We start from the raw sequence: 12,823 nt of genomic DNA on the forward strand, positions 1-12,823 counted from the left end.
AGAATTTTCGAAATTGGTTTTTTTTCTCCGCCGTTGTTTCCGGTCTTCTGATCAAGTAAAGTCGTACTTGTCGAAGAGTCTTTACCGCTTGTTTCCCCAAGGAATCCGCCCTGCTCCATGTGTACGCCTCACTTTTTCAATTATCAGGCATTGTGTGTTTCGAACTAACCCTTCCCTGATACAAATATCATTATTAACATGAAGGAGATTGGATAAACAAAAGAAAGGGATACGTTTAATAAACGTATCCCTTTCTGGTATATCTGATGGAAGAGTTGAAGCCTTTATACCCTAGGTAGAATAATATCATTCGTCGTTCCCTTGCCCGGTTTCTCTTAATGTGAATAAGGCCATGATGGGCTTCAACGATTTTTTAACACATCATAAGTCCCAGTCCGGTGCCTTTTCTTTTGTGCTGTAAAAGAGCTCGCCTAACTTCGGGAGCCTTTCTTTTGTAATGCCGCTTCCCTGGTTAATAAAACGGATCAAGATATTACGATTTTTTTGTGCTTAACTTGGATGACAAGTTGACCGCCTTTTGGCATCGCTTCGATTGCAATAAACTCACTAACGATGTGATTGATACGCTCAAGCTCCCACAACATAATATCAAAGCAATCTATATTTTCATTTGATCTGGATTTCAGCAGTTGAATAAACCCTTAAAATTGAGTTCATAATCGTCTAAAAATTCTTCCTTTGTTTTGTAAAAATCAAACCTCTCAAGAATATATAATTCTTTAAAGCATAGAAACAGTGAAAGAAAATCACATAAATTATTTGCCACCAATTTCACCTGATGTTCAAAAAGCATTGGTTGAATAAAAATTATTGGAGCTTCTTCAAGTGTTGATACTGAATCACTTTTTGTAAAGAAAGCAATAGTAAGAACCCTATATCGCCGATCCATATCATAATTTAAAGAGATATTTATAATATGCTGGGAATTCTCGTATTATTGAGTAAATATCTCTAAACTCAAAGATTTTGGCATGAGCTGAATACACTTCTTTAATATCCATTTTTCTAAACGCTAATTTTGTCCTAGATACATGAAAATATTGAGTAATAACCATAACGGAGTCTATTTCTAATTCATCCATAATCTTGCTGGTATTTTGGGCGGACATATATGAGTTGTACCCATTATTATCCTCTATAATTTTATCTTCCGGTATCCCTTTATCTATTAAGTAAGATTTCATAACCTTTGCCTCATCGAAACCTTCCTTACCAATACCACCACTTACAATGATAAAAGTAAAATAGCCCCCATCATATAGTTTTACGGACGTATCTAATCTTGCTTTTAACCGCTCAGAAAGCTGTCCATTAACTTCTACTTTATTTCCTAATACTACAGCTACGTCAACAGGTTTCAATTCATCATTCAACCCATCTATTATCACGAAAGTAGTGTGAATGATAAACCAGATGAAAAGACTTGCTACTAATATTAAAAATCGTTTAATGAAAACAAAGTTCAATCTCTCACCTGCATTCTCTCATTTTTTATCCATAATCCTTCCTAAATATTATCACACTTGGGAGCATGAAACATTCCACGCAGACGTCCCATTACTCTCCTTTAAATTGGAATCAATTCGCTAAATCCATCCGATATCCTTTAATTCCTATGGCGTTGAGTGGTTGAGCTAACCTGCCCATTCGTATTATGAGGTCACCAGATCTTTCTGGTCGACCTCTTTTTTGTATGGTCGTAAGTTAGCGGTAGCCGGGGATCGAACGTTTCTGCCCGAGGGACTTCGATCCCGTATCACATGCGATAGCGTGGAAGACAAGAAGGTTAGGGGTTGCCGTTGAAAATACTACAGTAGTGATGTCATGAATCCAGTCATTGGTTTGGATGTGTCCAAGGGAGAGAGCCATGCACAAGCTTTTTTAGACGGTGGAGTACCTCATGGGAAGATCTTTAGATTTAATCATGATCTAGAGGGATTATCGTCTTTTCTTATTTATGTTAGAGCAGTGGAATCAGCTGCAGGGATGAGCCCTTGCATTGTAATGGAGGCAACAGGCCATTATCATAGCCCTGTTGTTCAGTTTCTGGATGAGCACCAGTGTATTGGGCCGGCTGCCGCGGTGTTGTTATTCAGCTATCGTTCTCCGTTAACGTAATAAGTTGACATGTAATCTCACCTGGCCATGCCAAAAAATTTCATCCTTCACTTCACTATAAACAAAGAACAAAATAAAGCCCGCGGTTTACCACGGACTTCATCCGGATAATAATGTCCTTTTTCAAACTTTCTTTTTATATACCTTCATTGCAAAGAAGTAGGCTACGATCAAAATTCCGACGCACCAAGCAAGAGCGACCCATATATCATTGCCCACCGGCTGATCCGACAGCAGTGCACGAATGGCTTCCACGATCGAGGTCACCGGCTGATTTTCAGCGAAGGCGCGAACGACAGTCGGCATCGACTCGGTCGGCACAAACGCCGAGCTGATAAACGGCAGGAAGATAAGCGGGTAGGAAAAGGCGCTTGCGCCCTCGACCGTTTTAGCAGACAGACCTGCAATCGCAGCTACCCAAGTTAATGCCAGCGTAAACAGCGCGAGTATGCCGACAACCGCAAGCCACGACAGTATCCCCGCAGACGAATGAAAACCCATAATCAAAGCGATGAGAATGATTACGATAAGGGATATAGCGTTCGATACTAGTGAGGTCAGTACATGTCCCCAAAGAAATGCGGAACGTGAAATGGGCATGGATTGAAACCGCTCGAATATGCCCTTCTGCACATCGTTAAACAGTCGAAAAGACGTGTAGGATATTCCGCTAGCAATGGCAATTAGAAGTATACCTGGCAGCAGGTAATTCACATAGTTATCCGTTCCGGTTTGAATGGCACCGCCGAACACATAGACGAACAGCAGCATCAACGCAATCGGCGTGATGGCGACCGTAATGATGGTATCCATGCTGCGAGAAATATGACGCATAGAACGTCCTAGCAGAATGCTCATATCTCTGAAGAAATGTTTCTGTACTCTCTCCATTTACTTTCCCTCCCTTTTGCCGACGATTGCAAGGAAAATATCCTCTAATGTCGGCTGTTTTTCAACATACTCCACCTTTGCGAGCGGGAACAGCTTTTTCAGCTCCGAAAGCGTGCCGCTGGCAATAATCTTACCCTCATGCAGAATGGCAATTTTGTCGGCAAGCTGCTCTGCTTCTTCCAGATACTGCGTGGTTAAAAGAACCGTCGTACCGCCGTTCGCAAGCTCTTTGACCATGTTCCATACCTCGATACGTGCCTCAGGGTCGAGTCCTGTGGTCGGCTCGTCGAGGAATATGATCTTTGGTTTTCCCACAAGGCTCAAGGCGATGTCGAGCCTGCGGCGCATACCACCCGAATAAGTGGATACTCTGCGGTTTGCGGCTTCTGTCAAGCCGAAGCTTTTAAGCAAATCGTCTGCAACCTGTCGTGGGTTTTTAAGGTACCGTAGCTTGGCAATCAAGATAAGATTTTCCCGTCCGGTCAATAATTCGTCAACGGCGGCAAATTGACCGGTCAGACTGATCGCTTGTCGCACATTCTCGGGTTTTGAAGCTACATCGAATCCGTTTACGGTAACGGATCCGCCATCTTGTTTGAGCAACGTGGTGAGGATTTTGACAACTGTAGTCTTACCTGCCCCGTTGGACCCGAGCAGGGCGAAAATACTGCCCTTTTCCACCTCGAAATCCACGCCCTTTAAGACTTGATGCTGCTTGTAGGATTTTTGCAGTCCTTTAACTTGAATTGCGATGTCTTTCATTTAGAATCGTTCCCCCTTCCGAATTTGTTCATCATGTCACGGTTTAATTTTTTGCGAAAGTTATCGGTCCACTTTTTCGTGTCGCGCAAAAACTCGTCGCAGAACCCGACAACATCTTCGCCTGTCACGTCGAGAACGTGCTTGCCTTCCGCCGCGCTGGCTTCAAACAACTCTATCAATTCGTGCTGAGTTTTCAACATGTCAGAGCCGTCTCCTCCCGCGAAACTCCACATGTATCCCTGGATTTTTTCAAATACAAACCTATAGTCTTCAGGCAGCGCTTCTACCCTTGCCATTTGCCCCCTATACTCTTTTTTGTCCCCGATCATTTTTTTGATAAGCTCCAGCATCGTTATTTCCCCTCCTTTTTAAATTTTTCCATAACCTCTTTGTTTAGTTTTTCCCGCAGCTTTTCAGTATTTTCAGTATTAACCGACGCACGCATAAACTCATCACAAAACCTGCCGACGTCGCTGCCTATGACGTCAAGAACCTGCTTGCCATCCGCAGCGCTTGATTCAAATAAATCCACTAAGTCCGTAAACATCGTCAAGTCAGTAAATATCGTCATGTCACCGCCAGGGGGGCCAACGCTAAACATATAATGTTGAATTTTGCGAAATGCAAACCGATAATCTTTCGGCAGGGCGTCAACCCTCTTCATCATTTGTTTATAGGCCCGTTTATCTTCCATGTCGCCTATTATCAATTTTATAAATGAATCAAGCATTGTTACTGCTCCTCCTTTAATTGGTTGATTTTAGACGAAACAAATTCCCATTTTCCCCAGAACCTCCGTAGTTCCTCACGCCCCGCGTCGTTGAGCGCGAAAAACTTTCGCGGCGGCCCCATGTCGGAGGGCTTTTTGGTGATCTCTACCAGCTTGCTTTTTTCAAGCCGGATCAGGATAGTGTACACCGTTCCCTCAACAACATCTGGGAAGCCGAGGGCGTTCAGCCGCCGCGTAATTTCGTAGCCGTAGGTTTCTTTGCGGCTTATAATTTCAAGGACGCAGCCCTCAAGCACACCTTTGAGCATTTCCGTTAGGTTTTCCAGCACAATCACCCCTTGCTATTACGTATGACTGATATTCAGTATTACTTACTACTGCTATAAAGTAACACACAGTAGCTGGTTTGTCAATTGCGGTTGTTCTAATATGTTGTTGTGAGAATGAATTTCAACTAAAACGCAAGTTGCTAGCCGGCAAGCAATGGGACTTATAAAACAGTAACCTTTGACAAATCGGCCTCTATGCCTTTGAGCGCAGCATAGGTCAACTTATCCATCATCGCGCCGTCAAAGCAGACGGTTTTGATGGCACGGTAGTACTTCTTGGACAACAAAGACCCTTGGAAAGACGCATTCTTGAGTGTCGCGCCCTTGAACGAAACTTCGTTCAACGCCGCTTTGTCGAACTTGACGCCGATGAAGGTTTGGCCGTCAAGACGCAGCCCTGTCAGATCGGTATTTGTGAAGTCCACCCCGTCGAAAATACAGTTTTCAAAGACGGTTTTTCTGAGATCGGTCATAGTCAGGTTAACATCGGTCAGTTTTGCATCAATAAATGTTGTTCCGAATAGTCCCGACTTGCTGAAGTTGGTACGCACAAGGATGGATTTATTGAAGCTCGCATTCGTAAGGTCAAGGACGGACAGGTTGCAGTCGGTCAGGTTTGCGCCGTCGAAACGGGCATCTTGTACGTCGCTGCTGGCAAACGAGCTGCCGGTCAAGTCCGCGTTCGTGAAGTCGGAGCCTCGCAGCGCGCTTGATGTAAATTTCCCCTTATGCGCGGTAACGCCCGCAAAGTCGCTCTTCGACAGGTTACTCGCGCTAAAGTTCGTCACCACCTGCCGCTCCAGTGAGCGGGAGAGGTTAGCGACCTCCCGTACCGTTTGCTCAATGTCACCGATACTTTCAATGGTTATCTTAAACGCTGTTTCATCGTCCTTGCCCTCAGCTTTGAGTTCACGGAACCGCTCCTGTAAATCGGAGTGCAGGTCGGCCTTTAATTCGGTGACGCTTTTTACTCCATCGTATGGCGTAAATACGCCGTTTAAATAATTCGTCAATTGCTGATTCATAACATCATCTCTCCTTATAATAAGTTTTCAAGCACGCGCTTTGCGTACTCCCAATTGCTTTTGTTGCGGGCGTAAGCAGTCATACCCTTTCCGGTAATCCTATAATATTTACGCCGACCACCCTGTGATTCATCGCCCCAATACCACTCGATATCACCGTCGGCCTCAAGCCTCCGGACGCTCGAGTACATCGTGGCTTCCTTTAATTCATACTCGCCATCCGAGCGCTCGGCAATCAGTTTTACGATCTCGTAGCCGTAGCGGTCAGCTTCGGATAAGAGCCGTAAAATCATCGTATCGGTATGTCCTCGCAGCAGGTCGGATGTAATTTTGTTCTCGCTCATGTAATCAACCTCCATGTTTGTATAATACGACGCATTACCATGACTGTCAAGGTAGTGTTTCTAATTAATTACTTTGCCTATAAGTGAATGCTCTTTGGCCGTCCTCAATGAGGAATCACAAAACTAAAAAAGCCGCGCTATGCGCGGAGCTTCTTGGAAGTATGTTCTTGTCCCTTGATAATGCAGTGTCACTCTAAATCGTTTCCTTTTCATTCGACATGTCCCAAGTTCATTTTCCATTCGGTTTGACCTTAGTGATCCATATTAAAATGCTAATTTCCACGCTATCCTGCCCGTTAGCGGAACAAGGCTGCCATTAGATCTTATGGCAGCCTCGTTGTATAGCTTATTTGTGCTCTCGTTCTCCATTAGAGCGACGATACGCTTTTTCATGGAACTGAGTAATGCTGCGAAACAGCAACTTCCCATCGTCCGGCAACCGATTACTCTCTTCGAAATTCAAATACATCGCATGATAGGGCTCCGGAACCCAAATGTACTGATGAACATAAGCAGTGAGATGGAAACCATTTGTTTCCCAGAAATGGATTCGCCGGCTGTTTTCCTCGGATGGTTCGGCTTCCACTTCGACGATGATCCCTTTGCAGTTCGCAACTGTGCTCGTCCATTTCTTGATACGGTCAAGCAATAGTTGGCCGTATCCGCTGCCGCGAAGATCCTCACGAATAGCTTTATAATCAATTAGCAAAGCTCCTACTTGTTGATCGATTCCGGTCAACGCCATCCCAACAATTTCTGAGCCCTGGGCAATTGTGTGTAGTTGGCACATACGTTTTTCAAACATGCGACGAACGATATCGAGGCTTTTCTTGCCGTCAAGGGGAAACGCTTGCTCGTAGATTCGCTCTACTGCGCTCCACCGAGATTCACTCCATTCGTCGGAAATGCGGTATTCCAAAGCCTCCAATGATGTTCACCACTTTCAAAACCCTAATCTATGGAGGAACTATCGTTACCCGTTAGTTCCATCTTGCTTAAAGCGAAGAAACTAACAAGACACCTCTTATTACAAAAGCATGTTCTTTATTTAAGGTTTGAACAACATGAAATCGAGCCATTTGTCCCTCCATTAATCTGACAACTTCTAACGATACCGTTGTAGTTACCGCTATTTTTAGATGGAATAGTTACAGCAATAGACACTGTGGCTGTTGTTCCATCCGACTGCTCCCTAGGTCGTTTCAACTATCGTACCCGTTAACATTCCTGTAGGTGTTAGTAGATTCAATTTGCAGAAAAACGAACGCCCCGCTAGGATGAGTATGTACTGGGTTGCAGCCCTCAGAACTCACCTTAGGAGGCGTTATTATGAAGTCTAGACTAACTAAAGCTCAAAATCAACGTGTAGAACGTATTTCCACTACCACTCTTGTCATAGGCATCGACATTGCCAAGGAGAAACATGCTGCTCAAGCTATTAACTTTCGAGGTATTGTCCTCACCAATCGCCCAATTATGTTTTCGAACGACCATGCGGGCTTTGAGCATTTAATGAGCAGTATTCGTAAATTTCAGAAAATGCACAACTTGAATGACGTCGTTGTGGGAATGGAGAGTACCGGTCACTACTGGTTCAATATCGCCAATTGGTTGATGAAACAAGGGGTTTCAGTTGTCCTTGTTAATCCAATGACAACCAAACGCAATAAGGAAAACAGAGACAACTCTCCATCAAAAAATGACCCAAAAGACGCTTTGGTCATTGCCGATGCAGTGAGCCGCGGGTTCTACACGCCCTTCTCTCCAAAGGAAGAAACATTCCGCCGCTTACGGGTTATTGTCACAAACAGAGAGCATTGGGTTGTTAAATCCGGACGGATTAAGAACAGAATCCACCGCTGGCTGGATATCCGTTTTCCAGAATACAGGCAAGCGTTCGAAGATATTTTTAGTCCTCGTTCATTAGCCACTTTGCGTCGTTTCCCAGCCCCATCTGACGTATTGCAGTTAACTCCGGAGCAGATCGTGCAAACCTGGGGAGTGTACATGGCTAGTCCTGGCGGTGTGCGAGGCAGGAACAAGGCGATCCAGCTCCAAACACTCGCTAGACATAGCGTTGGAGACGCTACTGCCCTTGAAGAAGACAAATGGGAACTTAGGCACCTCATCGAAGAATATGAACGAATCTGCCACATCATTGATGAAGCGGACGAAATGATTGAAAAGCTATTGCCAGAGATCCCCTGTTCTGATCTCGTTCGATCCGTCGGTGTTTCCGTTCCTGCAACGGCTGCCATATTCGCATTTGGCGGGGACTTACGTAAGCTGTCTCACGGGAATCAGTTTTTGCGAAAGGCTGGATTAAACTTAGCGGAACGTAGTTCTGGTAAGTATAAGGGGCACATTAAGCTAACCAAACGAGGAAACTCATTACTACGGAAGCATTTGTACTTCTCGGTGTTTCACCTCTTATCTCACAATCGTGCATTCCAAGCCCTGCATGCACACAATATTGAAGTAAAACGAATGACGAAAATGCAATCCATGATGAAGTTGATTGGGAAATTAGCTCGAATGCTTGTAGCCATGGCGCGAGAAGGACAAACTTTCTCCGCGGATAAGGCTCAACCGCCACTAGCAGCTTAACAACTAAATTCGCAACCCAGACACGTAGATTAGCTCGTTTCGCAGGATTTCACAAAGAAAGCACGGAGTACCGAGATTTTTAGGCTTTAGGGCATAGACCCATTCCGTTAACGTTGATCGGACTCCACACCTTGGATAGATAGGACGAAGGAATGTGTGGGCATAGACCCATTGAGATTTGGGAGAGTGAATCCCAAAGACCTTGTGGAGAGAGACGTGCAGTAAATCTTTATTTGGAAGATGTTGTAATTAGACCAGCACCTTCTATTCCCGCATGCCCTCAAACAGAACTGCTTAGCCCATCTCATGTAATCCTTTAAACTCCTATTTAAACATGCATGTGAAATTCTGCGAATGAGCGAGCATTCGTGAGAAAAACCTTATTCTCTGAGGGAGCTTAATCATAATGTTATTAAAACAAGGTTTACATTAAGTGTATGGTAATGCATTCCGGTACAAGTGACCTTCAGGAAGGAAAAAAGGGGAGTCAGGATCGTCTTGGAAGGCACCATGTATTTGATTTTCGCCTTCATTAGCTACAATAACACATATCGGTCCATCTCCAGTCTCTCTAACCAGATCTCCTACCTTTAAAGTAGATAAATTGGGGTCGGTAACAGCTACGTTTATATTCTCATTCGTCCAAGTTTTACCTTGATCTCTACTAACCGTACACAACTTCATTCTCGGCTCGTTTCGATGGTCATTTATATAAGAGAACACTGCGTCCAGAATGATTTTCGCATCATTTTTGTCCATTTCGTAGCCGTAACCGACAGGCAATCTCCGCTCCCTTAGAGTAGCCCTTCGTTTTAGTCTACGTACTTTTCGTTTATCTAATTTGTCGCTATTCATCTTTTTCCCAACTCCTATAAATATTAATCCGGAAGTTAGTCTCATGAAATACTACTCCTGTTTATATCCAGTAGAGTAAGACGTACTATTTGGGTTTTTGTTGCGCCATCCTGCCAGTTAGCTTAACAAAGTAAGGGAGCAACTGCCGCGTAGCAAACTGCTCCTTGTTTGTTCAACTATAGTTTCCCGTTAGTTGAACGTTGTATGTCACGAATGTTCTTCCATGAAATGAGTTTGATGTTTTCCTTTTTGAAAAGCTGCATAATATCTAAATCACAGAGTAAGCGGAATTCAATTTCCCTTTCCATATAACAGTTTGTTAATCGTTTCAATTCTTCAGTAATAATAGAGGGATGAACTGTTAACTGAGTGATACCAGGCTTTAGGTTTTCGACCATAGTTATAAACTGCGCCTTCACTGTCTCGTACTCTGCATTTGTGCTAAGGCAATAGGGAAGAGAAATCATATCATCAATGAGTAAAATACCGCGCCTATCCGCCGAAGAAATTCTTTCCGAAAACCTTTCCTTTTGCTCTTCATTTATAAACGGTTGCATTAGTATCCTTCTAGGTAAATTGAAGGGAAGTTGATACTCTTGACAAAGATCCAATACAATTTCTAAGAAATCACGTCCGGTGCATATACCCAAGATACTCCCTGCATGACTGTCAAGATGAGTCGGATCAATCCCTTGAGAAATCGCATATGTAATTTGAGCTCGTAATTCAAGCCTAACCTCATCGAGGTCAGCATTAGATTCTAAGTATGCGATATCCGTAAAGAATTCATTGTCTGAAGTAACTAGGCTGTGCAACGGATTCTCACGATACATGGGCTTATATCCTTGGTGCTCTGCACTTGATAAAGTCAGATGAATTCCGGAGTGCTCGATAGTCTGAATATCCCCCTTGTTTAAAGCTTCTCTAGCCGCTGGGCAGGGAATCATTATTGATGTTGAGGTAATAGCATCCTGTTGAAATAATGCCAGAATCGCCTCATTTGTTCCCACTGTAATTCCAAAATCATCCGCATTAATAATTAATAATCGATCTGATTCTTTAAATCCTAATTTTGAATTCATCTACTTCCCCCTAATTTGATATTCCAGTTGAAACATGAGCAAGGGCGTAAGCACATTTGTGCCTACGCCCTTGCTCGTATCATTGATTTTAGTTTATTATACACTGGTTTTCCGAAAAGTAAATAGTTACCATATTGAACAAGCCACCACGTTAACCTGCCCGTTAGCTTAACGCCTATCAGTAGTACATATGTACAAAATCGCTTATTTTGTGAAGATGTAAAAGGAGCTGCCGCAGCAGCTCCTTTTACGTTTGTATAGATTCTTCATTGAACTAACATAACCGTTAGCTCAATACTCCGTTTATATTGTTCCATGCGTAAACAACATCTTTGTACTGTTCACCATTTACAATTGCGAAACCTTCGCGTATTTCACATCCCCCCATAGCTTCATAAAAACGACGTGAAGCGAGGTTACTTTCGAACACCATAACTAGCATGGAGTCGATATTAAAACTTATTAAGTCTTCTACTAAGGCGCTTACTAGCTGCCGACCAACCCCAACACCACGAAATTCGCTTAGGACGTATACGGCATATATTTCCCCTTTGTATTCCGTATCTCCTTTCCGTTCCGGTCCACCCCAGATAAAACCGATAATTTTTCCGCGTTCGTCTTCCGCCACCAATAAACTAACATCTTTTGGTGGGTTCCTTAAGGTCTCTGTAAATCTAGGAGTTGACCATTCATGTGTCAAATTATCTAGAAAATCTTGAGGAAGGATGCTCACGTGCGAAGACTTTATGCTTTCAATATGCACGTGTACGATGCCCTTAACATCATCAAACACAGCTCTTCTGATTTTCACAAAAACACCTCTATCTTACAGACGTTTTTACTTATATTACCACGATAACCTGCCCGTTAGTTGAGAAAACGGCAGCCACTAATAAAGGCTGCCGTCTCATCGTATTTATTGAGCTAACGTACCAGTTAGTTCAATCACCTATTCAATCATCGATTTCGCTAATATAACCATCTGCTATCTAGACATTATCCGTTAGCACAAGCAAAAGCCCGGAACTGTTGCTTGATTCTTTATACCATAGAATTCGCAAGTTTGAGTAAGTCTGTTGCTTTATACTTCGCTTTCAACATTTTCTTGTTTCCAATCGCAAGCGTATATTGCATCCCGTTCTTTTGGAATCGAAGTTCATATCCCAATTCGAATCTAGACCCAACGCTTTCGTACCGTCCTTTAGCTGATAATACACATCGTCCTTTCCTTTGTACCGCTCCAGTTCTACTACGATTGGAAATACTTTGACCCGGAAGAAGCCGTTCAGTGCTTTGTTTCGATAGACTAGTTCAAGCGATTCATTGCCATCAACGTATCCGTTGAAGTGAGTTATCTCGAACGGAAATTCAGTGGGTACCAGTACGTGCCTTTTGAACCTCTTTTGGTATTCCCGGATCAATCGGGCCTCATCGACGAGCGGATTGGCCCCGTCGAACAATATGCGGATTTTAGTTATTCGGTCGCCCTTTATGGTCAGTTCCCAGATGAAAGCAAGTCGTTCTCCCTCCAGCACTTCATCATCAAAATGAGCCAGTAGGATTTTCACATCCTCCTTTGGGGAGGAAACGAGCTGTATTCCACTGATAGGGGAATTCTCCCTTATCTCGGGGATTTGGACGAAATCCTTCTCTACATATTTTTGCGCCTCATCAAGATTGTTTCGCAATATTGCTTTTGCAAACCGGCCTGCTGGTCCCAGGCTAGTTTCGTCGCCAGTGGGGGCTGCCACGGATTCGGATGGTGCTATGTTTTGCGCTGTAGCGCTGCCCGACAGCATCGAATTGAACAAACCCATTATCATTAGAAGAAACAGTGCCTTGACTTTCATAATATCCTCCTTGGAAAAGTCTGCTCGCGGACATAACTTCCCGCCAATGCGAAGTAGTCTACCCAAAGACTGGAAAGATATTTATTACAGTAATCTGCCCGTTCGTATTATGAGGTCAGCCAGTTTTTTCTGGTTGACCTCTTTTGTTTTGAGAGGTTTAGTAAACGGTAGCCGGGGTCGAACGTAACTGCCCGTGGGACCGTGATCCC

At 43.7% G+C, this 12,823-nt stretch carries 14 protein-coding genes and 1 pseudogene; 2 read left to right on the forward strand and 13 right to left on the reverse strand.

The window, feature by feature from the left end; genetic code table 11:
* Positions 1-911: 911 nt before the first annotated feature.
* Entirely contained in the window at positions 912-1,394 is a 483-nt protein-coding gene (locus tag RCO25_RS33460; protein WP_309000379.1) for a YdcF family protein, read from the reverse strand.
* Positions 1,395-1,845: 451 nt separating this feature from the next.
* Between RCO25_RS33460 and RCO25_RS33465 the strand changes: the two are divergent.
* Positions 1,846-2,079: pseudogene (locus tag RCO25_RS33465) on the forward strand (IS110 family transposase); the annotation flags it as partial.
* A gap of 183 nt (positions 2,080-2,262) precedes the next feature.
* On the opposite strand, the gene RCO25_RS33470 reads toward RCO25_RS33465, so the two are convergent.
* The 8 genes from RCO25_RS33470 to RCO25_RS33505 all read right to left on the reverse strand — a co-directional run bounded on the left by RCO25_RS33470 (position 2,263) and on the right by RCO25_RS33505 (position 7,148).
* Entirely contained in the window at positions 2,263-3,030 is a 768-nt protein-coding gene (locus RCO25_RS33470) for an ABC transporter permease (RefSeq protein WP_309000380.1), read from the reverse strand.
* Positions 3,031-3,792: an ABC transporter ATP-binding protein gene (locus RCO25_RS33475; RefSeq protein ID WP_309000381.1), complete on the reverse strand. Its 762-nt coding sequence runs from the start codon at positions 3,790-3,792 to the stop codon at positions 3,031-3,033.
* On the reverse strand, positions 3,789-4,142 hold the full coding sequence (locus tag RCO25_RS33480; protein ID WP_309000382.1) for a DUF1048 domain-containing protein: 354 nt from the start codon (positions 4,140-4,142) through the stop codon (positions 3,789-3,791). The genes RCO25_RS33475 and RCO25_RS33480 overlap by 4 nt, the downstream gene beginning before the upstream one ends.
* Positions 4,143-4,144: 2 nt before the next feature.
* The gene (locus RCO25_RS33485) at positions 4,145-4,522 is read right to left on the reverse strand and encodes a DUF1048 domain-containing protein (RefSeq protein WP_309000383.1); all 378 of its coding nucleotides are present in this window, start codon (positions 4,520-4,522) and stop codon (positions 4,145-4,147) included.
* 2 nt (positions 4,523-4,524) lie between these two features.
* Complete coding sequence (locus RCO25_RS33490; RefSeq protein WP_309000392.1) at positions 4,525-4,830, reverse strand: PadR family transcriptional regulator; 306 nt, start codon at positions 4,828-4,830, stop codon at positions 4,525-4,527.
* Between the two features lie 182 nt (positions 4,831-5,012).
* Complete coding sequence (locus RCO25_RS33495) at positions 5,013-5,876, reverse strand: pentapeptide repeat-containing protein (protein WP_309000384.1); 864 nt, start codon at positions 5,874-5,876, stop codon at positions 5,013-5,015.
* A gap of 14 nt (positions 5,877-5,890) precedes the next feature.
* Positions 5,891-6,220 (reverse strand): PadR family transcriptional regulator, encoded by a 330-nt coding sequence (locus tag RCO25_RS33500; RefSeq protein WP_309000385.1) that lies wholly within the window; start codon positions 6,218-6,220, stop codon positions 5,891-5,893.
* Positions 6,221-6,566: 346 nt separating this feature from the next.
* Positions 6,567-7,148, reverse strand: a complete 582-nt coding sequence (locus tag RCO25_RS33505; protein ID WP_309000386.1) for a GNAT family N-acetyltransferase — start codon at positions 7,146-7,148, stop codon at positions 6,567-6,569.
* A gap of 401 nt (positions 7,149-7,549) precedes the next feature.
* Between RCO25_RS33505 and RCO25_RS33510 the strand changes: the two genes are divergently transcribed.
* On the forward strand, positions 7,550-8,827 hold the full coding sequence (locus RCO25_RS33510; protein WP_309000387.1) for an IS110 family RNA-guided transposase: 1,278 nt from the start codon (positions 7,550-7,552) through the stop codon (positions 8,825-8,827).
* Between the two features lie 429 nt (positions 8,828-9,256).
* On the opposite strand, the gene RCO25_RS33515 is transcribed toward RCO25_RS33510, so the two are convergent.
* The 4 genes from RCO25_RS33515 to RCO25_RS33530 form a co-directional block, all read right to left on the reverse strand.
* The gene (locus RCO25_RS33515; protein ID WP_309000388.1) at positions 9,257-9,682 is read right to left on the reverse strand and encodes a hypothetical protein; all 426 of its coding nucleotides are present in this window, start codon (positions 9,680-9,682) and stop codon (positions 9,257-9,259) included.
* A gap of 176 nt (positions 9,683-9,858) precedes the next feature.
* On the reverse strand, positions 9,859-10,764 hold the full coding sequence (locus RCO25_RS33520; protein WP_309000389.1) for a polysaccharide deacetylase family protein: 906 nt from the start codon (positions 10,762-10,764) through the stop codon (positions 9,859-9,861).
* A gap of 286 nt (positions 10,765-11,050) precedes the next feature.
* Positions 11,051-11,575 carry a GNAT family N-acetyltransferase gene (locus RCO25_RS33525; RefSeq protein ID WP_309000390.1) on the reverse strand — a complete coding sequence of 175 codons (525 nt, stop codon included), beginning with the start codon at positions 11,573-11,575 and terminating at the stop codon, positions 11,051-11,053.
* 283 nt (positions 11,576-11,858) lie between these two features.
* Positions 11,859-12,614, reverse strand: coding sequence for a hypothetical protein (locus RCO25_RS33530; protein WP_309000391.1), 756 nt, complete (start codon positions 12,612-12,614; stop codon positions 11,859-11,861).
* Positions 12,615-12,823: the final 209 nt, after the last annotated feature.

The sequence above is a fragment of the Paenibacillus sp. LHD-38 genome, assembly GCF_031157315.1.
Classification (GTDB): Bacteria; Bacillota; Bacilli; order Paenibacillales; family Paenibacillaceae; genus Pristimantibacillus.

What these genes read in the sequence shown, in the direction of transcription:
- RCO25_RS33470 (WP_309000380.1), bottom strand. Translation starts at nt 3,030, where the DNA reads ATGGAGAGAGTACAGAAACATTTCTTCAGAGATATGAGCATTCTGCTA.
- RCO25_RS33475 (WP_309000381.1), bottom strand. Translation starts at nt 3,792, where the DNA reads ATGAAAGACATCGCAATTCAAGTTAAAGGACTGCAAAAATCCTACAAG.
- RCO25_RS33480 (WP_309000382.1), bottom strand. Translation starts at nt 4,142, where the DNA reads ATGCTGGAGCTTATCAAAAAAATGATCGGGGACAAAAAAGAGTATAGG.
- RCO25_RS33485 (WP_309000383.1), bottom strand. Translation starts at nt 4,522, where the DNA reads ATGCTTGATTCATTTATAAAATTGATAATAGGCGACATGGAAGATAAA.
- RCO25_RS33490 (WP_309000392.1), bottom strand. Translation starts at nt 4,830, where the DNA reads ATGCTCAAAGGTGTGCTTGAGGGCTGCGTCCTTGAAATTATAAGCCGC.
- RCO25_RS33495 (WP_309000384.1), bottom strand. Translation starts at nt 5,876, where the DNA reads ATGAATCAGCAATTGACGAATTATTTAAACGGCGTATTTACGCCATAC.
- RCO25_RS33500 (WP_309000385.1), bottom strand. Translation starts at nt 6,220, where the DNA reads ATGAGCGAGAACAAAATTACATCCGACCTGCTGCGAGGACATACCGAT.
- RCO25_RS33510 (WP_309000387.1), top strand. Translation starts at nt 7,550, where the DNA reads ATGAAGTCTAGACTAACTAAAGCTCAAAATCAACGTGTAGAACGTATT.
- RCO25_RS33515 (WP_309000388.1), bottom strand. Translation starts at nt 9,682, where the DNA reads ATGAATAGCGACAAATTAGATAAACGAAAAGTACGTAGACTAAAACGA.
- RCO25_RS33520 (WP_309000389.1), bottom strand. Translation starts at nt 10,764, where the DNA reads ATGAATTCAAAATTAGGATTTAAAGAATCAGATCGATTATTAATTATT.
- RCO25_RS33530 (WP_309000391.1), bottom strand. Translation starts at nt 12,614, where the DNA reads ATGAAAGTCAAGGCACTGTTTCTTCTAATGATAATGGGTTTGTTCAAT.